21 protein-coding genes are annotated in these 26,184 nt (G+C 49.6%); 9 read left to right on the top strand and 12 right to left on the bottom strand.

Features of this window, described 5'->3' with window-relative positions:
* The 5 genes from kdpB to KJY73_RS09170 are packed head-to-tail and all read left to right on the top strand — an operon-like array spanning position 1 to position 6,746.
* Entirely contained in the window at positions 1-2,019 is a 2,019-nt protein-coding gene (kdpB, locus tag KJY73_RS09190) for a potassium-transporting ATPase subunit KdpB (protein WP_214343055.1), read from the top strand.
* A 9-nt stretch (positions 2,020-2,028) separates the two neighbouring features.
* Positions 2,029-2,625 (top strand): potassium-transporting ATPase subunit KdpC, encoded by a 597-nt coding sequence (kdpC, locus tag KJY73_RS09185; RefSeq protein ID WP_214343053.1) that lies wholly within the window; start codon positions 2,029-2,031, stop codon positions 2,623-2,625.
* 14 nt (positions 2,626-2,639) lie between these two features.
* The gene (locus KJY73_RS09180; protein WP_214343051.1) at positions 2,640-3,371 is read left to right on the top strand and encodes a TorF family putative porin; all 732 of its coding nucleotides are present in this window, start codon (positions 2,640-2,642) and stop codon (positions 3,369-3,371) included.
* Between the two features lie 2 nt (positions 3,372-3,373).
* Positions 3,374-6,052, top strand: coding sequence for an ATP-binding protein (locus KJY73_RS09175; RefSeq protein WP_214343049.1), 2,679 nt, complete (start codon positions 3,374-3,376; stop codon positions 6,050-6,052).
* Between the two features lie 10 nt (positions 6,053-6,062).
* Positions 6,063-6,746, top strand: coding sequence for a response regulator (locus KJY73_RS09170; protein WP_214343047.1), 684 nt, complete (start codon positions 6,063-6,065; stop codon positions 6,744-6,746).
* A 59-nt stretch (positions 6,747-6,805) separates the two neighbouring features.
* Here KJY73_RS09170 and KJY73_RS09165 read toward each other — a convergent pair whose 3' ends face one another.
* The 4 genes from KJY73_RS09165 to KJY73_RS09150 form a co-directional block, all read right to left on the bottom strand.
* Positions 6,806-7,222 (bottom strand): cytidine deaminase, encoded by a 417-nt coding sequence (locus KJY73_RS09165; RefSeq protein WP_232848437.1) that lies wholly within the window; start codon positions 7,220-7,222, stop codon positions 6,806-6,808.
* Positions 7,219-8,289, bottom strand: coding sequence for an MBL fold metallo-hydrolase (locus KJY73_RS09160; RefSeq protein WP_214343045.1), 1,071 nt, complete (start codon positions 8,287-8,289; stop codon positions 7,219-7,221). Before KJY73_RS09160 ends, KJY73_RS09165 begins: the two co-directional genes overlap by 4 nt.
* 111 nt (positions 8,290-8,400) lie before the next feature.
* The gene (gene mog / locus KJY73_RS09155) at positions 8,401-8,937 is read right to left on the bottom strand and encodes a molybdopterin adenylyltransferase (protein WP_214343043.1); all 537 of its coding nucleotides are present in this window, start codon (positions 8,935-8,937) and stop codon (positions 8,401-8,403) included.
* Between the two features lie 67 nt (positions 8,938-9,004).
* Entirely contained in the window at positions 9,005-10,060 is a 1,056-nt protein-coding gene (locus KJY73_RS09150) for a serine hydrolase domain-containing protein (protein WP_214343040.1), read from the bottom strand.
* A gap of 181 nt (positions 10,061-10,241) precedes the next feature.
* Between KJY73_RS09150 and KJY73_RS09145 the strand changes: the two genes are divergently transcribed.
* The gene (locus tag KJY73_RS09145; protein WP_214343038.1) at positions 10,242-12,566 is read left to right on the top strand and encodes an FdhF/YdeP family oxidoreductase; all 2,325 of its coding nucleotides are present in this window, start codon (positions 10,242-10,244) and stop codon (positions 12,564-12,566) included.
* Positions 12,567-12,604: 38 nt separating this feature from the next.
* Here the strand turns inward: KJY73_RS09145 and fdhD are convergent, their stop codons facing one another.
* The 5 genes from fdhD to KJY73_RS09120 all read right to left on the bottom strand — a co-directional run bounded on the left by fdhD (position 12,605) and on the right by KJY73_RS09120 (position 17,811).
* Positions 12,605-13,414, bottom strand: a complete 810-nt coding sequence (fdhD, locus tag KJY73_RS09140; RefSeq protein ID WP_214343036.1) for a formate dehydrogenase accessory sulfurtransferase FdhD — start codon at positions 13,412-13,414, stop codon at positions 12,605-12,607.
* A gap of 54 nt (positions 13,415-13,468) precedes the next feature.
* On the bottom strand, positions 13,469-14,020 hold the full coding sequence (gene mobA, locus KJY73_RS09135; protein ID WP_214343034.1) for a molybdenum cofactor guanylyltransferase: 552 nt from the start codon (positions 14,018-14,020) through the stop codon (positions 13,469-13,471).
* 97 nt (positions 14,021-14,117) lie between these two features.
* Positions 14,118-14,849 (bottom strand): trypsin-like peptidase domain-containing protein, encoded by a 732-nt coding sequence (locus tag KJY73_RS09130; protein WP_214343032.1) that lies wholly within the window; start codon positions 14,847-14,849, stop codon positions 14,118-14,120.
* A gap of 152 nt (positions 14,850-15,001) precedes the next feature.
* The gene (locus tag KJY73_RS09125; protein WP_214343031.1) at positions 15,002-16,375 is read right to left on the bottom strand and encodes an alpha/beta hydrolase; all 1,374 of its coding nucleotides are present in this window, start codon (positions 16,373-16,375) and stop codon (positions 15,002-15,004) included.
* Between the two features lie 2 nt (positions 16,376-16,377).
* Positions 16,378-17,811, bottom strand: coding sequence for a DUF885 family protein (locus KJY73_RS09120; RefSeq protein WP_214343029.1), 1,434 nt, complete (start codon positions 17,809-17,811; stop codon positions 16,378-16,380).
* Positions 17,812-17,946: 135 nt separating this feature from the next.
* Between KJY73_RS09120 and KJY73_RS09115 the strand changes: the two genes are divergently transcribed.
* Entirely contained in the window at positions 17,947-19,128 is a 1,182-nt protein-coding gene (locus KJY73_RS09115) for a helix-turn-helix domain-containing protein (protein ID WP_214343027.1), read from the top strand.
* Positions 19,129-19,394: 266 nt separating this feature from the next.
* Here KJY73_RS09115 and KJY73_RS21765 read toward each other — a convergent pair whose 3' ends face one another.
* Positions 19,395-20,300 (bottom strand): LysR substrate-binding domain-containing protein, encoded by a 906-nt coding sequence (locus tag KJY73_RS21765; protein WP_214343025.1) that lies wholly within the window; start codon positions 20,298-20,300, stop codon positions 19,395-19,397.
* A 136-nt stretch (positions 20,301-20,436) separates the two neighbouring features.
* Here KJY73_RS21765 and KJY73_RS09105 point away from each other — a divergent pair, with 136 nt between their 5' ends.
* Together KJY73_RS09105 and KJY73_RS09100 are read left to right on the top strand one after the other, a co-directional pair.
* Positions 20,437-21,687, top strand: a complete 1,251-nt coding sequence (locus tag KJY73_RS09105; protein WP_214343023.1) for an MFS transporter — start codon at positions 20,437-20,439, stop codon at positions 21,685-21,687.
* Between the two features lie 7 nt (positions 21,688-21,694).
* Positions 21,695-21,982 (top strand): hypothetical protein, encoded by a 288-nt coding sequence (locus tag KJY73_RS09100; protein WP_214343021.1) that lies wholly within the window; start codon positions 21,695-21,697, stop codon positions 21,980-21,982.
* Between the two features lie 423 nt (positions 21,983-22,405).
* Here KJY73_RS09100 and KJY73_RS09095 read toward each other — a convergent pair whose 3' ends face one another.
* Both KJY73_RS09095 and KJY73_RS09090 read right to left on the bottom strand, forming a co-directional pair.
* Complete coding sequence (locus KJY73_RS09095) at positions 22,406-23,020, bottom strand: hypothetical protein (protein ID WP_214343019.1); 615 nt, start codon at positions 23,018-23,020, stop codon at positions 22,406-22,408.
* A gap of 96 nt (positions 23,021-23,116) precedes the next feature.
* The gene (locus KJY73_RS09090) at positions 23,117-26,173 is read right to left on the bottom strand and encodes a type I restriction endonuclease subunit R (RefSeq protein ID WP_214343017.1); all 3,057 of its coding nucleotides are present in this window, start codon (positions 26,171-26,173) and stop codon (positions 23,117-23,119) included.
* Positions 26,174-26,184 lie beyond the last annotated feature (11 nt).

Genomic DNA, 26,184 nt, shown 5'->3' with positions numbered 1-26,184 from the left:
ATGAAGCATAAGACAACCCAGGCACTTGGCCAAAGCGCCTATCAACAAGCGGCGCTGGACGCCCTAGCCAAGCTGTCATTTAAAAGCATGGCGGGTAATCCGGTGATGTTTGTGGTGCTGATTGGCACCTTGTGTACGGCCTTAATTACCTTGCAAAAGCTGATAAGCGGTGCGGCTTTTGGCTTTGAGCTGATAACCACCTTGGTGCTGCTGTTTACGGTATGGTTTGCCAATTTTGCCGAGTCCGTGGCCGAAGCCAGAGGGCGGGGGCAGGCCGCCAGCCTGAAATCAGCCAGAAAGTCTTTGCAGGCCAGGCGTATTAATGGCGACAAAGAAGAGATGCTGGTGGCCACCAGGCTTGCCAAGGGCGATAGGGTCAAAGTGCTGGCCGGTGAATATATACCCGCTGACGGTGAGATTATCCAAGGGGTGGCCACGGTTAACGAGTCGGCAGTCACAGGTGAATCGGCCGCGGTGTTAAGAGAAGCCGGAACCGATCACTCCAGTGTGATCGGCGGCACTAAACTGCTTAGCGGTGAAATTGTGCTGCTCGTGGCCAATGATCCCGGCCATAGCTTTCTGGATAAGATGATTGGCCTGGTGGAAGGCGCTAAGCGCCAGAAAACCCCCAATGAAACGGCCCTGACTGTGCTGCTGGCAGCCCTGACCCTGGTGTTTTTACTGGTGGTGGTGACGCTGGTGCCTATGGCATCGTTTATGGGCGTAACGCTGAATATCACTATGCTGATTGCCTTACTGGTTTGCCTGATTCCCACCACCATAGGCGGCTTATTGCCGGCCATAGGTATTGCCGGTATGAACCGCGCCTTGGCAGCCAATGTAGTGGCAAAGTCTGGTAAAGCGGTGGAAGTGGCGGGGGATATTGATACTTTGCTGCTGGATAAAACCGGCACTATTACCTTTGGCGATCGCCAGGCAACTGCTTTTCTAAACGTACAGGGGGTATCCGAGCAGGCGCTGTTGAATGCCGCGGTGTTGTCGTCGCTGCAGGATCCCACCCCTGAGGGCAAATCTGTTATTCAACTGGCTGAGCAAAAGGGCTTTATTACTCCCGCCACGCCCAAAGAGGCTGAATTTCTGCCATTTTCGCCTAAAACCCGGGTGTCCGGCATTAAGTTGGGGGCGGGACAGTGCATTAAAGGCGCTAGTGACGCAGTGAAAGCCTGGGCCGGACAGCATCAGCTTACCTGGCCACATGATGCAGACGGCCTGGTACGCAGCGTGGCGCAAAAAGGCGGTACGCCGCTGGTGGTGGCTACCGAAACCCAAGTGCTGGGTGTAATTGCCCTAAGTGATGTAATTAAACCTGGGGTAGCGGCACGTTTTGCCAAACTGCGGGCACTGGGGGTACGCACTGTGATGGTTACCGGCGATAACCCGGTTACCGCCAGTGTGATAGCCGCAGAAGCCGGTGTGGATGACTTTATTGCCGAGGCCAAACCCGAAGACAAACTGGCACTGATTCGCGAGGAGCAAGGCAAAGGACGCTTGGTTGCCATGGTGGGTGACGGTACTAACGATGCCCCGGCACTGGCACAGGCCGATGTGGGCCTGGCCATGAACTCGGGCACTCAGGCCGCCAAAGAGGCCGGCAATATGGTGGATCTGGACTCGGATCCGGCTAAATTGCTGTCGGTGGTGGAAGTGGGTAAGCAGCTATTAATTACCCGCGGCGCCCTGACTACCTTCTCGCTAGCCAATGACGTGGCCAAGTATTTTGCCATTCTCCCGGCAGTATTTGCCGGTGCGTTACCGACCATCGCCGCCCTGGATTTTATGCAGTTGCATAGCCCGGTATCGGCGGTGATGTCAGCCCTTATTTTTAATGCCCTGATTATTCCCGCCCTGATTCCGCTTGCGCTTAAGGGCATCAAACTGCGCCCCATCAGTGCAGAAAAACTGCTGCGTAACAATATGTTGGTGTACGGCCTGGGTGGCTTGTTACTGCCTTTTGTCGCCATCAAGGTCCTGGATCTGCTGATTAGCACCTTAGTTTAGGAGAAAGCCATGAATGCCACTATTCAACATCCAACCTTTGCCCAGCATATGCTGACCGGTGTTCGGGCCGGGCTGACCTTACTGGTGCTGTGCGGCGGGGTATATACCGGCGTGGTCACCGGTGTTGGTAGCACTTTATTTAGCCATCAAGCCACCGGCAGTTTGCTTAATCAAGGCGAGCGGGTGATTGGCTCTGAATGGGTCGCGCAGCCCTTTGTTAGCGACAGCTATTTTCACAGTCGCCCCAGTGCGGTGGATTATGACCCTACCGCCACCGGCGGCAGTAACTTAGCTCCCAGTAACCCCGAGCTCAGAGCCCGGGTGATAGCACAAAGCGCCGACATTCAGCGCAAAGAGGGCGTAAGCGCCGAGCAGATCCCGGTGGATATGTTATCCACCTCGGGCGCGGGCCTGGACCCGCATATCAGCCCCGAGGCGGCCATGTTGCAGGCCCCCCGCGTAGCCAGGGCCAGACAGTTGCCGCTGGAGCAAGTGCAAAACCTGGTAGGGCAAGCTATTGAAGGACCGCAATGGGGCCTGTTTGGCCAGCATCGCGTCAATGTACTTAAGCTCAATCTGGTGCTGGATAAGCACCAAGCGTTTTAAACAAAGGAAGTATTATGTCTTGGATTAAATTTACACGTTTTTCGTTGCCGTTAAGCCTGACCTTGGCCTTTACCGCCCAGGCCCAGCAATGGCAAAGCCAGGCCAATCTGACCTTGGCCAGCGACTACCAATTTCGCGGCATTTCCCAAACCGACCAAGGCCCCGCCATTCAGGGCGGCATTGATATTAGCCACACCCAAGGCTGGTATCTGGGGGTATGGGGCTCCAATATCGAATTTGGTCAGGGCAGTATGGAGCTCGACTGGTATGCAGGCTGGTCCGGTACCTGGGAAAATGGTCTGCAAACGCGCCTTGGGCTGATTCACTACAGTTACCCACAAGGCAACGACGAGGGGGCTGAGCAGAACTACAGCGAGCTGCAAGGCACGCTGTCCTACGCCGGTTTCACAGCGGGGCTGGCAATCTCGCCTGATTACTTTGGCGCCGGGGTTGAAGATTATCAATACCTGCATTTGGGGTATGAAGCGGCCCTGACCGACTGGCTGGGGCTGGCTATGCATGTTGGCCACAATCAGTTTGAAAGTGCTGCTGAGATGGCACAGTTTTTAGGCGCAAGCGTCGCTGGCAGGGATGACAGCTATCTGGACTGGCAGGTGGCGCTAAGCACGGAGTTTGAACAGTTTGGCAGTGTGGCCCTAAGCTACGTGGATACTGACTTAAACGCCAACCAATGTCTGGACATTTGTGACAAACGCTGGATACTGAGCCTGTCCAGGAGCTTCTAAGTATGAATTCCCCCAATCCGACCCAGCAGGCCGACGCCATTCTTCATCGTATTCAGCAAAACGGCACAGGTAAACTGACCGTATTTCTTGGTGCTGCGCCCGGCGTAGGTAAGACCTACGCTATGCTCAGCGCCGCCCAGGAATCTATGCAGCGTGGCGTGGATGTGCTGGTCGGGTTGGTGGAAACCCACGACAGGGCCGATACCCAGGCCATGTTAGACGCGTTACCGCAACTGCCGCGTAAAGCGCTTGAATATCACCACACCAGCTTGTCGGAATTTGATTTAGACGGCGCACTGGCGCGTAAACCCGCCTTGATACTGGTGGACGAACTGGCGCATACCAATATGCCGGGCAGTCGCCATAAGCGGCGCTATCAGGATATTGAAGAGCTGTTGAACGCCGGCATTGACGTTTATACCACGGTCAATATTCAGCACTTGGTCAGCGTTAATGATCTGGTTTTACAGATCACCGGGGTGCGGGTGCGCGAAACCGTGCCCGATGATTTTTTTGATAACGCCTATGAAATTCGCTTTGTGGATTTGCCTCCGGCAACCCTTATAGAGCGCTTGCAACAAGGCAAAGTGTATCTTCCCGAGTATGCCAGAAGCGCCCTGGATGCCTTTTTCAGTGCCTCAAATCTCACGGCTTTGCGTGAACTGGCCATGAAGAAGGCCATAGAGCATGTTGATGCCAGCTTGCTTTGTGAGTTGGATGCCAGTGCCAAAGGCACAGATTATGTGCTCAAAGACAAGCTACTGGTGCTTATCAGCAACAATGCCGATCATCAGTATCTGGTGCGCATTGGCCGGCAAATTGCCGAGCGTCGTCAGGTGCCCTGGGCGGTGGTATGGGTGGACACCGGCAAACCTCAGACCCAGGCAAAACGCAAACGACTGAACGATACCCTGGCGCTGGCTGTTGAGTTGGGGGCAAAAACTGAAGTACTGCGTGGCAGTAATACCTACCAGAGCATTTTGCCTTATATTGAGGCGCGCAGGATAAATACGGTGCTAGTCGGGGCAGGGCAGCGACGACGGTTATTATGGTGGCAAAAACGCCTTTATCAGCGTCTGGTGGAGTGCGGCTTGCCGCTGGAAGTCACGGTTTATCACGCCCCTGGTACAAACATCTCGCCCTCACATAAGCCTGAGCAATTAGCCCGTTCTGGCTTGGGAGATTTTCGTGGCCATCTGTTTGGCTTACTGGCGGTGGCGCTGGCCAGTCCACTGGCCATTTTGCTGCAAAGCTGGCTAAGTAGCGGCAATTTAGTGCTGCTGTACGTGATGGCGGTACTGACCATAGGGCTAAAGTTTGGCGCCCGCCCGGCCATGGCCACCGCTATCTGGTCATTTCTAAGCTTTAACTTCTTTTTGACCGCACCCACTTACAGCCTGAATGTATATAGCCAGGATGATATCGCCACCCTGATATTTCTGGTTAGCATCGGTATCTTAAGCGGACCGGCCGCGTCGCGGATCCGCCATCAGTTCCTATTACTACGCGAGTCTAACCGTTTTGCAGAGACCTTGCGCGAGGTGGCCCAGGCGCTGTCGGTGGCCGATGATGCCAATGCTTTGTGGCGCACGGTGACCGGAAAAATTTCTGCCATAGTAGGGGTGCCTTGTTATGTGGTGTTACCGGGGCAAAACGGCGAAAAACACTATATCCCGGCGCTGGATACGCCTTTATCGGCGTTGGATGAAGGCGCGGTGGACTGGTCGCTAAAACAGGGCAAATCAGCAGGTCGGCACACTGACACCTTAAGCGGCGCGGCGCTTAGCACCTTTGTTGTGGAGCAGGATAACCAAGCCGCGGCGGTAATTATGTTGCAGTGGCGCGGCGCAGAGAGTCAGTTAAGCCCTTTTGATCGTGAGCTTATCCAGGCCATTTTACAGCAAAGCGCCAATACCTGGCGGCGGGTGCAACTGGTGTCTGATCTTGAATCGGCCAGGGTCAAAACCGAAATGGAGCAGTTACGCTCAGCCTTGTTATCTTCGGTGTCGCACGACCTCAAATCACCGCTTTCGGCCATGATGGGCGCCGCCGAGAGCCTTAAAGTGCTGAATAAACAGCTAACCGATGCGGACAGAGACGAGCTGCTCGACGCCATTATGCAAGAAAGCCGCAGACTGGATAGTTATATTCAAAACCTGCTGGATATGACCCGCCTGGGGCATGGCACATTGAAAATTGAGCGGGACTGGGTGTCTGTGGATGATATTATCGGCAGTGCCGTAAACCGCCTTAAACGCTATTTTCCTGCCGTGGTTACTGAATATCAGCGCCAGTTAGAAGAGCCACCGCTACTCTATGTGCATGCGGCGCTGGTTGAGCAGGCACTTTTTAATATTCTTGAAAATGCCGCGCGCTTCAGCCCCGAGGGCGAACCAATACGTATTAGTCTGACGGTTAACGAGCAGCGCAGTATCATTGCCATCGAAGACAGCGGGCCGGGGATCCCGCAAAACCAGCGAGAGCAAATCTTCGATATGTTCTATGTGGTGGCTGATGGCGATCAGAAAAAACAAAATACCGGCATGGGCCTGGCAATCTGCAAGGGCATGATAGGCGCGCATGGCGGCACAGTGCGGGTCGGGGAGCGCACTATGGGCACTGGCACTCGTTTTGAAGTGGAACTGCCGTTAGACTACCCGGCTTTGCAGATGTCTCAATAAGGTGTTTCCGTTGGCCAGCAAGATAGTTGTCATTGATGATGAAGTGCAAATTCGCAGGATGCTGCGTATTGCATTAGCCAGTGAAGGTTATGAGGTAACCGAAGCCGAAGACGGCAGCCGGGGTATCGCTGCAGTGGTGCGCCAGCAGCCGGACTTGGTGATCCTGGATTTAGGCTTGCCGGACAGAGATGGCCACAGCGTATTAGATGAGCTGCGAAGCTGGTCCACCGTGCCGGTTATTGTGCTCTCGGTCAGAAATCAGGATAAGGAAAAAGTCGCGGCACTGGACGCCGGGGCGCAGGATTACGTAACTAAGCCCTTTAGCGTGCAGGAATTACTGGCGAGGGTACGGGCCAACTTGCGCGATCATCTAAAACCAGACACCACGCCGGTACTTGATGATGGTGCTTTGTGTGTTGATTTGAGAAAGCGCCAGGTGTGGTTAAATCAACAGCCGGTAGACCTGACCCCCAAGGAATACGCGGTGCTGTCTAAGCTTGCCCATGCACCTAACTGCGTGATCACCCAAACCCAATTATTGAATGAAATCTGGGGACCGGCGCATCAGGAAGATACCCATTATCTGCGTATTGTGATCAGCCATTTGCGGCAAAAACTGGGGGATGATCCGGGAAATCCGCTTTATGTGCGCACCGAATCCGGGGTGGGTTACCGCTTTTGCATGGATGTGTAAGGTTGCATAAAAAAGCCCGCGAGATATGCGGACTTTTTCATAAACAACAGATAGCGTTATCAGGGCATTGAAAATGCCCCGGGCAGCAGCTCATCCACCCGCCAGCTCTGGCAGGACTCGCTATCACAAGCGGCAAAAATCTCAGCGTCAGGGGCAAAAAACTCCACTATTACCTGGCGACAGGCGCCGCACGGGGAATACAAAGTCTCACCCGGCATATAAATCAGTAAGCTGTCAAAATCCGCCGCTTGTTTACCCTGGGCTATCGCGCTGAAAATGGCCGTGCGTTCGGCGCAGTTGCATAAACCGTAGCTGGCATTTTCCACATTGCAGCCACTGATCAGACTGCCGTCTTTTAACCTCAGTGCCGCACCAACCGGAAAATGGCTGTAAGGCACATAGGCTCTGCTGGCGGCCTGTTTAGCGACGTTATACAGCGGCATAAATGCGCTTGGTAGTATTGGGGAAGGGCTCATAAGTACACCTCGTCGCCTTCATTTAAGATAAGCAAGGGCACCTGGCTGTCTAACTTATCGTACATGGCCAGTAATCGCAGCAGTGGTGAATGTGAGCTGATATCGCCCATGCCCCAACTGGCATTACCATAACCCCAGGGGATCATGCTTTTACAACCCAATTCCTCGGCGGCAATCAGCGCATCCTCCGGGGTGGTATGCACATAGCGATACCAAGCGCCGTTTTCTTCATGGTGGTAAGAGGCCACCGGAATCAAGCAGATATCTATATCGCCAAAACGCTGATGAATATCGCTAAGGTGTGGTGAATAGCCGGTGTCACCAGCAAAAAACAGGGTTTTGCCCTGATGCTCAATCAGCCAGGCACTCCAAAGCGCTTTTTCATTGTCGTCATATAAAAATGGTACCCAGATACGGCCATTGAAATGATGGGCTGGCACCGAATGTATCGTGGTTTCGCCCAGAGTTTTACTGGCGTACCAATCCATTTCATTGATGGTATAGCCGCCCTGGTCAAAATACTCGGCGCTGCCTAGGCCAACAAAGTATTCGGCCTGATTACCAATGGCCTCAATATCGGCTTTATTGAAATGGTCGTAGTGTAAATGCGAGTAAAGCACGGCACGGGTTTGGCTCAGCTGCTCGGCTTCAGGCCAAAATCCGGACTCCCGGCGGGCGTCGGCAAACCAATCGGCGGCCCAGTCTACCGGCCAGTCAAAGCCATCGCTGACAGGGTCGAACAGAATTTGCTGGCCATCTGGTGTTTGCACCACAAAGCTCGCATGGCCCAGCCAGCGCAGGGTAAAGCCTGTATCTGTGGTTACGGTTTGCGGGCCGGTATAACGACAATCTTGGCCCGGTGTTTCGCACAGCACCTGCTGATGGGCCGGATAGCAGTCTTCCTCACAGGTAACCGGATAGGTCTTTTTACCTGGATAAAGATTACCGTAACGGCCATCTGAGAGAAGTTTCGCAACTGGGGTGTCGCCGGTTATCTGTTGCACATGGTTGCTTGTGCAGGCCGACAGTAAGGCCGCCAAACCAATAAGAGACGTCTTATACTTCATTCATTGTTGTTTTAGTTTTTAACGGCCGGACAGTCTAAAAAGCATCCGGCGCGCTGCCAAGCAAGATGTTTAAAAAAGTGTAACAAGCAATGCAGGTAAAAAGAATCAGCCTTAACTGGCTTTGGGCCTGAAGGCATTAATCACTGACTCGTTGCATTGCAAGTAAGGGCCATCCATCAGATCCAGGCAATAGGGCACCGCAGGGAATACCGCATCCAGGCACTGGCGAATGGCCTTGGGTTTGCCGGGCAGATTGATAATCAAAGACTGGCCGCGTAAGCCTGCCGTCTGGCGTGACAAAATGGCGGTAGGCACATATTTTAGGCTTTCCATACGCATCAGTTCGCCAAAGCCCGGCATCATACGATCGCATACTGCTTCGGTGGCTTCGGGGGTGACATCCCGCTTGGCCGGGCCGGTACCACCGGTGGTCACCACTAAAGCACAACCTTCTACATCCACTAGGTTTTTTAGCGCATCTTCAATCAGCGGCTGCTCGTCTTGTACCAGGCGATACACTGGCTCCCAAGCGCTGGTTAAATAATCGTTTAAAGTGTCAATAATGGCAGGGCCGGATAAGTCCTCATACTGGCCGCGGCTGGCCCGGTCGCTGACAGTAAGTATGCCAATTTTGGCAGGTAGTGACATAAGATCTCCTTGAATATGCTTGCGAGCACTAAGCTTACCTGCACCGGCCACCCCTGCCAATATTGCGTTACTTGGACAATGCCATGGAGGTAATTTTGTTTGCCAACTGGGCGCTCGGAAAATCCTCGTCGTTGGACAATACCACCACAAAATAATCAAGGTCGTCGGAGCGGAGCAGGTAACTGCTAAATCCATCAATGCCGCCGCTATGCTGGTGGAATTCGTCACCCTTATTATTGGTGCTGATACTCCAACCTAGCGCATAGCCCGCCAGAAACGGAGTGAACATCAGGTGAGTTGATTGTTCTGAGATCAACTGTCGCTGGTTGAGGGCGATGTGCCACTTGTATAAATCTTCAGCGGTAGAGGCCAAGGCACCTGCAGCATATGGGATGGTCATATTGATCTTGTTAACCGGTTTTCCATCGCCATAACCCAAAGCAAACTCTGGATTAGTGGCCATATACCCATATCCGCTGTTAGCCATACCCAAGGGTAAAAAGATCTCTCGTTCTATAAACTCCGCATAAGATAGACCCGTAACGGACTCAATAATAAAACCCGCAATTACATAGTTTGAGTTGGAATACTGATACTTTGAACCGGGCTCAAATTCCAAATCATGATCACTGAATTTGGCAATCAATGCCTGCGGTGTCAGTTCGGTATATTTGTAATCTGCAAAGTTTGGCAGGGCTGTGTAATTAACAATACCACTGCTCATGTTGAGCAAATTCATCAGGGTTATTTTTTCTGCTTTGGGAAAATCCGGCAGATAAAGTGATAAGGGGTCATCAAGGGATAGTTGCCCACGTTCCTGTAAAATTAGCATGGCCATGGCGGTAAATTGCTTGGTAACAGACCCTATTAAGAAGCCGGTATTCGCACGATTTTCGGTGTTTTTCCCGCGGTCAGCTAAGCCAAAACCACGACTTAGCAGAATCTCACCGTTTTTGACCATCATCACAGAGCCAGAAAAAGGTTGAGACTCAACATAGTCTTCAATACTTTGTCCTTGCACTGGATCAGACAGGGTAAGGTGTTTATCACTGTTACAGGCAAATAAACTCAGACCAATGGCCAGAGCAGTGAAGATTTTAAAGATTGAATTGGTTTGCTTCATGTCATTCTGCATTAAGTAAATCAGTATGCTAGCAATCAAGACTGTACAGATTCTTGGGGGGATTTGTTAAAAGCTGTAAAACCATATGTAGTTAGCGCACTTGTTGGCGTTCTGTTGAGAATCTCCGGCGCGCAACGTAAGCTTAGGTCACATTTTTTCATAGCCCGAGACGCTGCCTGCCATGAGCAAAAGTGACAATATTAAAGCCTATTCGGCACCCGCTGCTGGTTGGGGGGCGCTGAAAAGTGTCACTAAAGCCTGGGTCAGCAGTGAGAAACCACTGAAAAATCTCAGGGCCATGCTCAAAACCAACCAGGATCAGGGTTTCGATTGTCCCGGCTGCGCCTGGGGTGAATCCCCAGACAAGCATATGGTCAAGTTTTGTGAAAACGGCGCCAAGGCGGTGAACTGGGAGTCTACCGGGCGGCTGGTAACCCCGACATTTTTTGCCAAATACAGTGTCAGCCAGTTACGTAAGCAAAGCGATTACTGGTTGGAGTACCAAGGCCGTATTACCCATCCCATGCGTTACGATGCGCTCACCGATCATTACATACCCACCAGCTGGGATGACGCCTTTGCTTTAATTGCCCGTCATTTAAACGGCTTGGAGTCGCCCAATCAGGCTGAGTTTTACACTTCAGGCCGGGCCAGTAATGAAGCGGCTTATTTGTATCAGCTATTTGTGCGAGCCTTTGGTACCAATAACTTTCCTGATTGCTCGAACATGTGCCACGAAGCCAGTGGCCAGGGTATGGCAAGTACCATAGGGATAGGCAAGGGCACGGTTGTATTTAGCGACTTTGCCCTGGCCGATGCCATTTTTGTTATAGGTCAGAATCCTGGCACCAATCATCCACGTATGCTTGAGCCTTTGCGTGAAGCGGTTGCCCGAGGTGCTCAGGTGGTGTGCTTTAATCCGTTAAAAGAACGTGGATTACAGCGATTTCAGCACCCGCAGCATCCTTTTGAAATGCTTAGCAACGGTTCAGAGCCGACGAATACCGCCTATTTTTGCCCGAAGTTAGGCGGTGATATGGCCGCGCTGCGCGGTATGGCCAAGTTTTTACTGCAGTGGGAGCGTGAGGCGCTAGCAGGTGGTCAACCTCCAGTATTTGACCATGACTTTATTCAAACTCATACCCAGGGGCTGGATGCGTATCTGGCCGAGGTGGATGGTACATCCTGGCAGCATATTGTTGAGCAGTCTGGGCTGTCTAAGGATGATATTGAACTGGCAGCCAGGATGTTTTGCCGCGCAGATAAGGTGATTATGTGCTGGGCCATGGGCATTACCCAACATAAGCACTCTGTGGCCACCGTACAGGAGATAGTTAACCTGCAGTTGCTGCGCGGTAATGTGGGTAAACCCGGTGCCGGATTATCGCCGGTGCGAGGGCATAGTAATGTGCAGGGTGACAGAACCATGGGCATCAATGAAGTGCCGCCCGCCTGGTTTTTGGATTCCATTGAACAACGTTTTCAGTTTCAGGTACCACGCCAGCGTGGCCACAATACGGTGCAGGCCATTCAGGCGATGGAGGCCAGGCAAGCCAAAGTGTTTATCGGGCTTGGCGGTAATTTTGCTCAGGCCACACCTGACACTCCCCGTACCCATGCGGCACTGCAAAACTGCGATCTAACCGTACAAATCAGTACTAAACTAAACCGCTCGCATCTGACAACCGGTCATGACGCCCTGATCCTGCCTTGTTTGGGCCGTACCGAAGTGGATATGCAAGCTGCGGGGCAGCAAGGTATTACCGTGGAAGACACTTTTTCCATGGTGCACCTATCATTCGGCCAATTACCGCCTTGTTCAGAGCAGCTTCGCTCAGAGCCCGCCATAGTAGCAGGTATGGCAAAAGCCACCTTGGGCAATCAGCCGGTGGACTGGGACTATCTGATTGCCGATTACAGCCGCATTCGCGATCTAATCGCCGATACCATTCCCGGCTTTGAGGACTTTAACGCCAGATTACAACACCCAGGCGGCTTTCATTTGGGTAATGCCGCGGCCGAGCGGCGCTGGAATACTCAAAGTGGTAAGGCCCAGTTTGGCCATAGCCTGTTACCCAGCCAATTGGTGAATGACAAAATCCTCGCCAGAGGCGATAAGCCGGATTTGATCCTGCAAACCTTGCGCTCGCACGATCAATACAACACCACCTTGTATGGGCTGGATGACCGTTATCGTGGTGTATTCGGCCTGCGTGAAGTGCTTTTCGTAAATGAGGAAGACATCCAGCGCCTGGGCTTTGCTGCTGGCGATAAAGTCGACATTATCTCGTTATGGGAAGATGGCCGGGAGCGGCGAATTTGCGGCTTTGAGTTGGTGGCTTACGATACGCCAAAGGGCCAGGCCGCCGCCTATTACCCGGAAACCAATCCATTGGTGCCGCTGGAAAGCTATGGCGATGGCACGTACACGCCGACCTCCAAATTTATCGCTATTAAACTGGAAAAAGCCTCACCCGATAAGCAAATCCCTGCAACCCAGTTATAAAGGGGAGCAGGGCGGGTAAAGGCCGTTGGCTCTAATGCTTACTCCTTTGGGGCCGGACTATACAGCCTGGGCGGACTACGACGGGGAAGATGGACAAAATTCAGCTGATGGCGGCGTGCCCAATCCACGGTTAACGCGGTGGGGGCTGACATTGTTACCAGGGTGCTAATGCCGGCGCGTATCGCCTTTTGCACTAGCTCCAGGCTACCGCGACTGGTCAGCACTACCATACCTTGCGTAGCAGAACGGTTTTGCCGTAGCAGCGCGCCAATCAGCTTATCCAGGGCATTGTGACGACCAATATCCTCCCGGCACAGCATAATATTTCCCCCAGCATCCAGATACAGTGCTGCATGCATGGCACCCGTGCTTTTTGTCGCCTGTTGAACCTCGGTAATCTTATCCCTAAGCCCGACAAAATGTTCCATGGGCGGCAGTGGTTGATGTGCGAGTGGCGGCAGCTCAGGCAGCGCTTGGGCTATAGCCTCAACACCACATAAACCACAGCTGCTGGTGCCGGCCATCTGGCGGCGGTATTTTTTCAGTTGCCAAAAGGCCCGGCTGGCAAGTTCCACCTCGGCAACTGCAGACTCATCCCCTGGTTGGATACTTATGGCATAGATTTGCCTGGCAGCATCAATAATGCCGCTGGTAAAGCTAAGGCCCAGCACAAAGTCGTCAAGATCTTGCGGCGATACCATCATCACCGCCTGACTGATGCCGTTGTAACTGATGGCAAGGGCAATTTCTGCCGCCAGAGGAAACTGGCTGCATTGTTTTTCGCCATTGAGCTCCTGGTAGCGATAAGGCGCTGGCAGCTCTGTTGTTTTAGTTAAATCCTGTGACATGTTTCACTTTAAAATTGGTTACTGAGCTTTGGGCCTTTTAGTTATTTATACCAATCACTGTGGCGACTGTCCTGTGGCTTGTTGCCACTGGGCTGGCGTATTCAGATTACGGAGTTGTGGGGCTAGATCAGCCGGGCAGGGTAGCGCTATGGCATTAATGTGGTGTAGCAGCGCTTTGACCCGCCCTTGTCCTTGCGTTGAAAGTAATTGTTGTAAAAAATCTCTGGCAGCCTGAGTAACTGGCAGATACATGGGCAAATAGCAGTCTGCAAGATAACAGGCACTAGCCTGGGCCTGGCCAGCATTGATTAAGTGTTGTAACAACTCAGGGCTGGCAAAAGGCATATCCACAGGCAGCACCACTAAACTGCTGCCTATCGTTTGGTGCATCAGCGCTGAATAAATGCCGCCAAGAGGCCCCGCATCTGGATAAATATCAGCCAAGAAGCCAGGCTGATTTCGACTCACCAGCACCTCTTCGCAACCACTTTGGCGCAGCAACGCCTCAGCCCTCCTCAATAAAGACGTTCCAGCAAACGCCAGAAGTGCTTTATCTTGTTGCATACGGCTAGATTTGCCGCCAGCCAGGACTAACCCCGATAACATCTGTCCCCCAATAAACATGGCAATGCGAACATAATGCCTGCCAGTGTCTATTATTTTGCGTCGATTTGCAGTCTCGAAATAAATTACCGGTGAGGTCTTACATGCCGGTCAGCTTCTCCAAGACCTCAATAAGGTAGTCGGTGGATGCCGGGGCAAAATCAAAACCGTCACCAGATGAAGATTTCATCACATTTGAAACAATGCCAACCAATTGCATATTCTTATCAACAACCGGACTACCACTCAGCCCTCTTAACTTGCTGGGCTCCATATCAGCCATATGTATACGCAAGTTGTTGTTTTCCTTGGTAAGGAAATGACCAGTGTAAGTATCTTGCTGGCATGTTGCTTGGTTTGAGTATGTACAACCATAGGCGCTCAGCTCTTCTCCAGCTTCAATGGGGGTCTGTCTAAGCGTTAAAGGGGTTAAGAAAGTGGGGCGTTGAAGTACCTCAAACACCAGCCAGTCTTTTTCCAATACCGCTATATCCAGTTTCTCGCTGGTGTCTTCATTGAGCAGCTTGCCTAAAACAATAGGCTCATAATTAGCGTTGTTGGCGCGAATCTGCCACTGAGCAACATGTTCTTTGACTGAAACACTTTGCATCTCTGCGATCCTCGCTTCAAGTAAGACATGTTTCACGGTTAACGCATAGATATTGTCTTGGTATTGAAGCAAGAATGCGTTACCGACAAATGTTTTGGTGACCTTGTCTTTAAGGAAGGTTAGTTGGTTTACCCCTGACAGTTGCTGAGCGGATAAAAGCAATGGGGTAAAAAGTAAAAAGGTAAACAATAAAAACTGCAGGGAAAGTTGATTATTTTTCACAGTATCTCCGGGTCCAAATGAGTAGAGAAAGCTTTTAACGGTATTGCTTGTATGGCGTTGTTCTTACTGCACACTCAAGCATGACGGCATAGCGAGGACGTTAAGCTAGCTTGAGCATTACTGGTTTTGTTAAATGGCAGATTCTTATCTCCTTAAATAACAGGCAATAATGGTTTCCATCTCAACGATTGGATCCAATCCAGGGTTTCCTCACCAATGCGAGGATCAAAGTGTTTACTAGCATCCATTGGATTAAATTCACCTTGTTCCCGGGCAGCGCCATACTGCTGAGCGCTCTGATAGCGCAACAACGCATGTTCAGCGCCATCAATGACTTGAGCAGTGCTTTGTGGTGAGCTACTCGCCTTTACAATGTCGAATGCCCATTGACTATCTATGGCCTGAATATCGAGACTGCCGTGCAGCATCAGCACTGGTGTAGCCACTTGGCGCCACAGCGTAGCAAAGTCATAGCGGTTCATGTCTCGGAAGAAGCTAAAATGGCGGCTGAACACTTGCTCGTTTTGCACAGGCAACAAGTCAGTCTCTAGCGCAGCTTGTGCATCCTCTGCCAGTAGCACCTCTGACCACGGGGTGTTGGAGTTTAACCACAGATCCAAAAAGGGCTGAACCAGGCGTGTATTACTTTCAGCTTGTTTGGGGGGAACTGAAAAGTGCCGGACGGATTGATGGCGATAGATATCCAGTAAATAGTCATACCAGGGTTTGAACACCCCACCATAGCCGATGATACCCGCGACTTTCTCCTGATTGGCTATGTTCACACTGTGCAATACTCCAAGAGAATGCCCCCAAAGATAGACTTTATTGGCATTGACGTTCTCTCGCCCTTTTAGCTCTCGTAGCGCTTGGATAAATGCATCTGATTCGGCAGTAAAATTTATCTCTGAGCAATGTTGTGGAGACTGGCTATCTCCGACACCTGGTTTTTCAACACGATAGACAATAAAGCCTGCTTCAGAAAACTGCTGTACCAGCTGGGTCAACGTACTGTTTGGAAACAATCCCATGTCGATGGAACCGCAGGTATATCCCTGAAGGTAAAAAATAGCCGGTGCTTTTTCACCCGGCTTGAGCGTTTTTGGCGTATGCACAATTGAGCGCAAGCGATGACCGTTAAACTTAACCTCTTCGTAGCTGACATAGGCGACCTCACTGACTTCATAAGGTTTGGGAAGCAGCTGGCCTTGCAGTGTCAGTGACTTGTTATTGCGGCGTATCTGTAATGTCAGCGGATCGCCGCTATTCATTGTGCTTAGCAGCGTTAGCAACTGGTCAAAATGCGTAATACTGACATTATTCAGGCTAAGCAACTTATCTTCTGGTAACAATCCCAGCGCCGCCGCAGTACTGTTGGGTGCGATGCTGCCTATGGTCACCAAGTCCTGTGACGAAGACGCCGGTGCAATGCCGAGAAGCGGCGAGCGCGACAATGCCAAGGCTCCAGAGGTTGATCCAAGCACCAAAGGTATTAACCCAAGTAATAAACGAAGAGAAAAACGCATATTTAGTACTCCATGGTTGTTTTTGGGGATGACATGAGTAGTTCAGGCAAGTATGAAAGTGCTGAAAGAGGGTAGTTACTCAGCCTTAAAATCAAACTGCGTACGGCTTTGCTTTCACTTTTACTACCAAGATTGACGTTCTCAAGGAGCGCTTTTTCAATCATATATTTACCGTAGACATAGGTAAGAGACTGAGCTGGCCAGCGCCTTACCCGCGCAATCTCTCTTTGCATTATTTGTATATCTTCATTTGGCAGATAGCGCTGCCACGTGGCTATCGCCTGGGTATCACTCCAGCCCTGGGTGTGAATACCTATGTCGACCAACACACGAATAGCCCGAAGTGCCCGCCACTTGAGTGCGTACAAGTGACTACTGGTTGAGGTGAACAGGCCTAGCTCCTCACCGATAGATTCAATATAAGCCGCCCAGCCTTCGGTGCTAACCAAGGGCATAGAAGAAGCATCTGGCCTGGGGCATAGGGCAAATTCACTTAGCTTAACGAGCTGAAAATGGTGACCTGGAACCCCTTCATGTAAAAACAGCCAATCCATATGCGTTTCAGACAGGCTTTGCCCTTGCAGGTGATAGAGGAAGGTTTGCCGGTCCGGATCATATATCCCAGGGGCAGGGAAGCTTTTGGGCAAGTCAGATTCGGCAATGCTGACTGGGGCGAGACGCGTGTCAAAATCAAAGAGGTATGGAAGACGCTTGTTGATCTGCAATTCTCTGTGCCTGAAAGCTGCGATAATCTGCTCTTGTTGTGCGGCGTCAAACTCCCTAAGTTTGGGTTGAAACTTAGTAGATTGAGTTTTTAGCTGCTGTGATAGCGCTATTGCCTCATTAAGTTCGCTATAGGCAATCTGCTGCAAGGTCGCTATTGGTACATCATCGATTAACCAGGACGCGCGCCAGTGTGAATACCACTTTTGCCCCGAGGGAAAACTGCTGAAGCTACCTTGATAGTCTGCAGACAATACCTCAGACAGTGCACGGCGCTGCGACATTAAGGAAAGCTGTGCAAGCACATGCTGTTTTATGAGCCGTTGGCAAAGGTTTTGCGGTTGCAGCGTATCCGCCTCTTGCTGCATGCTGAGCAGTTGCTTTTCAGTGTGTTGTGGATGCTCGCGTAACAAAATCAAAAACTGTTGGAAATCCAGTTGCAACGGCAACAGGGGTTTCTTGTTTATATCCTTTAACAGTTGTTGGCTGGCCAGCTCAAAAGCCGTGTCGGGCGACTCAGAAGCGAGACTACCCCAAGACAGCCCGAAAAAAATCAGCAAGCCTAAAGGGGCTAGTAGAAGTCTTAAACTATGCTGGGCGATGGCATGGCGTGTTTTGTTTTGATTATTTAAGCCCTTATCGCCAGTGTTTTGCGGTAGTTCTTGTAAGAGGCGTGGAGGGGGAATTACCCCGCTGTCTATAATGTGCTTCATTTTTCATACATGGCGGTGTTTGTTCGGCACAATCTACCGGCGAGCGGCGCACATTGTGTTAACTTAACCTGAGATTTACAGCAGTTATGACACCTTTACTTACACTGTCATTTGACCTGCATGATGGATTTGTTAATGAATCACACCTTATTAGGGCTTATTTATTTTATTGCCTTTAGTCACAGCTTAATGCTGGCTGTTGCCCTGTGGCGTAAGTCCCCTAAACAGGGCTCTGGTCGTTGGCTGGCAATATTAGCTTTGGTCGTCAGTTACAAGTTGTTTGAAGGCGGTGCCCTTTATAGCGGTTTGTACACTTCTTTAGCTCACAGCATGGACTTATTGCCCGGCGAGATACTGGTGATTGGGCCACTACTTTATATCTATAGCCTTGTTGTCGTTGGCAAACGGCCTGATAAGAAGGTGCTGCTAAGTTTACATTTTATCCCTGCTCTGGCTATTTGGCTGTATAACTCACCTGCCGTATTTCGAGGAACCGATGCAAAAATTGCTATGTGGCAGGGGGTAGCTGCATCTTCTGGTGGCGGATCCCTGCCACTTTATTTGGTTATTTTACTGCTTGGTATGAAAGTGCATCTGAGTGTGTATCTGTATCTAAGTTGGCGAGAAATACAGGTTTTTGAACATGTCTCAGCCAATCTTCGTTCCGACAACAGCCAGCAGGTGTTAGCCAATATCAGAAACCTGGTCAGCGCTTTCTTTGTGCTAGAAATGATCTGGGTAGGGCTGTTTGTTGGTCAGCAATATTTTGGCTTGGATAGTCTTACCAAGGTTGGGGAAATCTGGCTGCTTTTGGTGGCGGCGTTAATGCTGGGCATTGGCTATATGGGTTTGCAAAAGCCTGATCTTATTTTCACCAAGGAAGAATACACCCTGGCGCAATCGCGCACCGACAACAGCCAGCAGAACGCCAACAACATTAAGTATTTTCACTCAGCACTGCCGGAGGAAGCCGCAGAGCTCCTAGCCAAAGAGCTGGAACATAACCTTCAGCTAAAGCAGTTATATCTGGATGAAAAGTTAAGCCTGACAGACCTGGCTAAGGCCACAGGCATTAAAGCCCATACGCTGTCACAGGTGATTAATTTAACCATGAAAACCAGCTTTTATAAGCTGATTAATACCTACAGAATTCAGCATGCTATCGAATTAATCGACAATCCTGCTTTAAACTGGACGCTGGAGCGTATTGCCTATGAGTCTGGATTTAGCAATAGAGTCACTTTCAGTAAAGCCTTTAAGGAAGTAATGCAGTGCACGCCTTCCGCGTACAAGAAAGAGAAGCTCCGCGTTTCATAACATCTATTTTTAACGGCTTATCCCTGAGATCAACCACACAGTAAAAATAAGGGTAGGGGACAGATTTTCTTTGTGCTGTCTTAGCTTTGACTATTCTTCTACTGGGTTAAGCGGCTTGACTTAAGTTTCCCGTTCGCCGGGTATTTTTATAACGTCTTTTTACGGGCGAATCTTAAGGGAAGTGAATTTGAGGAGAGTGTGACAGGTCACATGTTAAAGGGGAGTTACTTTAAACCAAGGAACTGCGTCATAATTTGGGGAGAGGTTTAGCCTGAGGATTTAGTCTTTCGTAGAGGTTGTTTGGGATTAACCAACCTGATGGTCTCTCGTTTCAGGATATCATACAAATCTTGCACGACTGGCGAGGTATTCGAACAACAAAGCAGCCTCAGAGCAATGGAAGGAAGTGCTGGTAGACTACATTCATTATCAATACACCTTATATCCTCAGGCAATCCGTGTTCGGTCCGTATCGCACAGCCTAACTGAGAGCGGAGGGCGGCCCAAATGCCGGGTAGACTTGGAGTGGTAACTGACACTCGCCAACGTTTATTCGCTTGTTCCAATGATTTGAGCGCAGACTGCCGGAACAGGCAATGATGCTCGAACAACACTAAGGGGAGGGGCTCCACCAGGGGAGAGAGCACAACATTTTTATGCGCCAACCATCGCATTGGCAAACTTCCCAAAAGCTCGCCGTGATTTGCAGCTGAATTTTCTGCAAAGAAAACGATTGCCACGTCAAGGCGCCCGGTTCTGATCTCCTCTGCGAGAATATGATTTGGTCCCGCTTGAACCTCCACATGAACGCCCGGATGTAAGCGAGCATATTCCAACATCGTGGCAGGCATCACATCTTCAAAGAAATCCTGGGGCAGACCTAGTCGCACTGTCGCAGTTGTTGATATCGCCCCAAGTTTTAGCGCTGCTTCATCGTTAAGTGCAATGATCTGGCGTGCGTAGGCAATCAATGCTTCGCCCGCATTGGTAGGCACAAGTCCTCTGCCTTTGCGAACAAAAAGTGGCGTGCCAGCCTGCTGTTCCAACTTCTTTAATTGCATGCTAACCGCGGACTGAGTGCGCCCCAGTTGGGCAGCCGCACGGGCGAAACTGTGTAATTCTACACCAGCTACTATGGTACGTAGTGCATCAATATCAAAAGCAATATTCACTTCAAAATACCGAAACTATTACTTCAAATGTATTCGTTATTCAAAAGTTTAGGCGGCTGCTAGCATAAGTGTCAATACCCTGAGATCTGGCAACTATTGTGACGATATCTACACAGCAGCGAGGTACTGATTACTGATGGAACAACAAAAAGCAGCTTTTGACAGGGGGATGATGCCGATAGTGATGGCGGGAGGAATAATACTGGCGTTAGCTTTTGGAGTAAGGTCCATATTCGGCGGTGTAGTTGAACCGTTATCAGAAAGTTTGTTTGACGGCCGAATAGAGATATTTTCAATATCTATCGCCATTCAGAATCTGGTCTGGGGAATAGCTCAACCTGCGTTTGGTGCGATAGCAGACAAGTTTGGCGATCGGCGCGCATTGTGGATCGGATTTGTATGTTATGTGCTAGGAATGCTGATCTGTGCCAGTGGTTCGACGCCATTTGCTCAACACCTTGGTGCAGGTGTGCTAGTTGGTATGGGTGTATCAGGCACTGCTTTTGGTATTGTACTGGCTGTCGTTGGAAGAGCGTCTCCGGAGAATAAGCGCAACCATTATCTGGGGATCACGTCTGCTATTGGGTCTGTAGGGCAAGTTGTAATGCCGCTACTCGCGTCGTGGCTAACGGAGTGGCTTGATTGGAGGCTAATGTTAGTGGTTATTACAGCTGCACTTTTACCTATGCTTGTGTGTATTCCTCAGCTTCGGGTGGCCTCAAATTCCCATCTGTTGTCCGGTAATAGTGCAGAAGTCCCCGTCTCGATAGCAGTCAAAAGTGCTTTTGGACATAACAGTTACTTGTTGCTCAATATGGGCTTCTTTGTTTGTGGCTTTCATTTGGCATTTATTACGGCACATCTACCTAACTATGTGCAGTATTTCTGCGTTTCTTCTGCAACAGCTGATGAATTGCGTGCTTTAGGCCTCCAAGCATTGGCCTTAGCAGGGTTCGCTAATATCTTTGGCACATTAATAGCCACGAGATTGGGCTCATTATTTCCAAAACCCTATGTACTGGCGTCAATCTATGCGCTCAGAGCAGTGGTTATTGTCATCTTTATTTCTCAGCCAGTTACACCTACATCGCTGATGATCTTCGCACTGATAATGGGTGTATTGTGGCTTTCCACCGTACCTTTAACCAGCGCTTTAGTTCTTACCATGTTTGGGTCACGCAGCATGGGAACGTTGTTCGGGTTTGTATTTTTAAGCCATCAATTAGGCAGTTTTTTTGGTGTGTGGTTGGGCGGGGCATCGTTCGACCGTTATGCCAGTTATGATCAGGTCTGGTATTTATCTATTTTCCTTGGGTTAATCTCTGCCATTGCTCATCTTTTCGTGATTGAGAAACCAGCACCTGAGGTTCTGGAAAAAACAGCTTGAGCCTTTAATGAAGGAATTGGTTGAGACCATTCCATCTTATGGTTACTGCCAGGAAGGCATTTACTCTGATGATAGCTCGGAGGAATTGCTTGCGGAGATACCGCTGGAACTTCAACACAGTGCGTTAGATTTTTTAATCTATCCGGTACCAGGTGCCGCGCTTCGAGATGATGAGATCCCATATCAGTTACACAGCTTATTGCCGAACGTCTTTGCACATCCAGACCAGGTATCTGACAGGTCACAATACCAAACGCAAATAAACACCTGGCTGCAAACAATCCACCCAAACTAATCCATATAAAGGGGCCAAGGCGCCCCTTACTCTTACAACACTATTGTTCCTATAATGTATATTATGTTAAATAACATTTATTGCGAAATATGGCCTCTCCTTTATGCAGGTGTTCACTTCGTTTTACCTTCTTTGGGTATTTTGGTGTTTTTGTTTGTTTGCTTATCCAGGTTTATGGATAAGGATTAATGCAGATGGCCTGCTAGATTGGCTATCAATTGGTGGGATTTGTTTTGGCGTCGCTACGTGAAATCTGCGCGTGTTTGGCTGGCATTACCTTGCAGATTTCACCACGGCGTGTCGTTGAAATTTGTTCTTTTGCCGTGCTTAAAACTGATTGCTTGATAAGAACTTGCGTTAGTTTAGCTAATGCAAACTGGCCGTCCGTGGCCAGCTATTTAGATGGAATATTCGCTGCGATCACTACCCTTTAATGTTCTGCATAAAGTCTTCGCAAGCCTGGTCGCGGTGTTTATCGCTGCGCTGTTTTGCTGCTTTACAGGCCAGCCAACCATGGCCAAAAGCATGCTCCAACTGGCTGTGAAAATAGCGCTGGCTACTGGGTCTTAGTTTAAGTTTGGCTTGCAGTAACTGGCCCTGATCCTGTGTATTAAGACCACTTGGCAATTCAGCTACCGCTTGTTTGGCGCTATCCAAATCTTCTTCCGGGTCCAGCAAGTATTCCAAAACCAGGTCGTAGTTATCCCCATCTAGCCTTGCCTTCGCCGCAAAGGCTCTAAGCCTGTCCAGGGTTTCGGCCTTAATGGTTAAGCTGGTGAGATTGCTTAAATGGCGCTGCTTATACTTACGCCATTTGGCATTTAGGCGCTTATAGCAATCCGCCACTATGCTGTGCTTCAGTAGCTGCATGGCCTCGTTGGCACTTAGCTGAGTAAAATCCGGCAATACGCTATCCGGCTCAATCATATCTAACGGCTTAATGGCTTTTTCAATCAACCCGTTTTGCACAAAATTCTGCCAGAGTGCTTGGTTGGTATCCTGGGTGGATGAATTTGATGTGTTTTGTTTTGAACTCAATTGTGTGACCTGTCACAAGTGGAATGTATGCACCCCACTCTATTCGAGTTATTGGTTGGTTGCAATATTGTCGATGTGACATGTCACTATCTATTGTTAGTTACTTTGACTTTCCCTTGCGACAATCCGCTGCATGCTTTGCATTAGCGACGACTTAAATGCTTCATCGCCAGCAAACAGCTTGTAGAACTCCAAATCATCTTTACGCCGCTGTAGCATGATTTCTTTAAACAGCTTTTCAAAAGCGAGGTTCTGGCTGTGTGGGTCGGCATTGTTTTGATATTTGTCCTTAAAATCGGGATGTGCTTTGATTGACTCGGCCATACTTAGCAATCGCACCCGTTGTTCTTCAGGTGTTGCGCTCCAACCTTGGAACCAGCGCTCGTTGAAGCTTCTTACAATTTCGTCCAATGGATCTTTTTGCTTATCACCGCCATGCGCACCACGTGGGTTAGGGTTCTGCGGGTCCAACTCAGTTTCTGCGCCATCCAGTTCTATTGTATGACTCAGTTTCACCCGCTGTAGGCCATATGAACTCAGGTCAACCGAATCCAGCAGTTCATCCAATAGTTCGGCATCTGGATCTTCCACTTTAAGCTTGGGAATGAGGAATTTCAGGAACCAGAATAGCTTTTCCCATGCCGCTATTTCATACGGCATGATTGATGCCATCTGGCTGTAGATCTTCACAAATTGCTTAGCTTTAATTTTAAAATCAGCCTTCGCATCGTTTTCCAATTCAAGTTCGATGTTAAAACGGGCTGCGGCAATGTCGATGATTGGGCTGAGACGCTGGGCATCTTCGTTGTTGAAATAGCGCTTCACGAACTCTTCAACTTCCGTCCATTCGTATACACCCACATCATCCATCTCGTCTTTCAGCTCGTGTAAGACGTTAATATCTGTGGCCTCAGATAGAGAGGTGGCAGTATAGAAAGGATCAAATGCTGTTTTGATGTCATCAACAGAGTTGAAAAAGTCCAGCACGAACAGATCTTCAGTTTTCTTGCCCCACTTAGGTGCTGCGCGATTTAGCCGGGACAGGGTTTGCACACAGAGTACACTGGCCAACTTTTTATCTACGTACATCGCAGACAGTTTCGGTTGGTCAAAGCCTGTGAGGTATTTATTGGCGACTATTAACAAACGATATTCGTCGGTATCAAACTTGTCTTTGGTATCAGCCTCGGAAAATCCGTTTACATCAGCTTCGGTATACTCAATACCGTCCACTTCTTTCGTGCCTGAGAAAGCAACGACAGCTTTAAACGGGTTACCTTGCTCAGCCAAAATCCGGGTGATGGCTTTGTAATACCGAATAGCCGTTTCTATGTTTTGTGTAACCACCATCCCTTTGGCTTTGCCTTTCAGTTTCTTGGCGTTGACCACGTGGGGTATAAAATGATCCAGCATTATTTCGGCTTTGATATCGATAGTTTGCTGGCTTCGTTCTACATAAGCGCGAAGCTTCTTTTGCGCCTTTTTCGTATCGAATTCCGGGTTATCTTCGATAGACTTTTCAATCTCGTAATAGCTTTTATAGGTGGTGTAATTAGCCAACACATCAAGGATAAATCCTTCCTCGATTGCCTGCTTCATTGAGTAAAGATGGAAAGGCCTGTAACTACCGTCAGCCTGACGTTGGCCAAATTTTTCCAATGTGGTGTTCTTGGGGGTCGCTGTAAATGCCAGATATGACGCATTACCACGCATTTTGCGCGATTTCATGGCCTGTAAAATTTTATCTTGTGCGTCTTCAGCTTCTTCCACTTCAGCACGCCCCATTGCTCTGTTCATATTGTCATGAGCGGAACCTGACTGTGAACTGTGCGCCTCGTCAATGATCACCGCAAACCGTTTGTCACTTAAATCGGCAATCCCATCAATGATGAACGGGAACTTTTGAATAGTGGTGATGATGATCTTTTTGCCGTTTTCCAATGCAGACTTAAGTTCAGAGGACTTGTGTGCAGGCGCGACAATGTTCTTCACCTCAGAAAACTCTTTAATGTTGTCGCGAAGCTGTTTGTCTAACAGGCGTCTGTCGGTGACCACAATAACAGAATCAAACAGCGGCTGATCCAAGCCCCGGCTGCCGGGAACTTTATCGGAAACAGGGTAAGTTTCAATTAGCTGGTAAGCCGCCCATGTAATCGAGTTTGATTTGCCTGAACCTGCTGAGTGTTGAATTAGGTAAGTTTGCCCCACACCGTTTTCAGCGGCATGACCTACCAATCGCCTGACCACATCCATTTGATGGTAACGAGGGAAAAACAAAGTACGTTTATTCAGTGGGCCTTTGCTGGTGCCGTCCAGTCTGACGAAGTGCTGGATAATGTTAGCCAAGCTCTCTTTCTGGAACACTTCTTCCCATAAATAAGCAGTTTTATGTCCCCCTGTACCATTTGAAGAGTGATTTGGCGGATTGCCTTGCCCTAAGTTATGCCCCTTGTTAAACGGCAGGAAGAAGGTACTTTTTCCTGCCAATTTGGTGGTCATATACACTTCATCGGTATCTACCGCCATATGCACCAAGCAGCGACCAAAGTTTAACAGTGGCTGGTTGGTATCCCTGTCTTCACGATATTGCTTCTGACCATGATACCGAGCCGTTTGGTTAGTCCACGCATTTTTAAGCTCCAGCGTTATCAATGGTATACCATTGATAAACAACACCATGTCAATTTCTTGTAGTGGATTGGCTAAGGAGTAACGCAGTTGACGGGTACAGCTAAACATGTTGGCGGCAAAGTTTTGTCTAACCTTATCGCTGCTGCTGGCAAGTGGTGCCGGATACATCAGGTTAAAGTGGGCATCATCGACGCTTAGGCCTTTTTTTAGCAAATGTAGAATGCCGTGCTTTTTAATCAGTCTGTCAAAGCGCTCATAAATTTTGCGCTGCCAGTCATTGGGGTTATTGCGCTTAACTTTGTCGAGTTCATCTTCCTGTGTTTTTTCCAGAAATGCCCAAAAGAATCGCTCATCCAGCGCAAACTGCATATTAAAGTCGGATGGTTGGCCAATACGATAAAGCCGATTGTTAAAATCTGGACTGGCCTCCTGCACGCCAGCTTTTAGCTCTTCCAAGCAATTGCCTGTTAGATGCTTTTCAATCGCCGATTCCAGTGCTTGTTCGTTTGTTTGGCTTACCATCTTACCTCCTT

Source organism: Bowmanella yangjiangensis, assembly GCF_018531185.1.
Lineage (GTDB): Bacteria > Pseudomonadota > Gammaproteobacteria > Enterobacterales > Alteromonadaceae > Bowmanella > Bowmanella yangjiangensis.
This window is presented reverse-complemented; position numbering and strand designations above follow the sequence as displayed.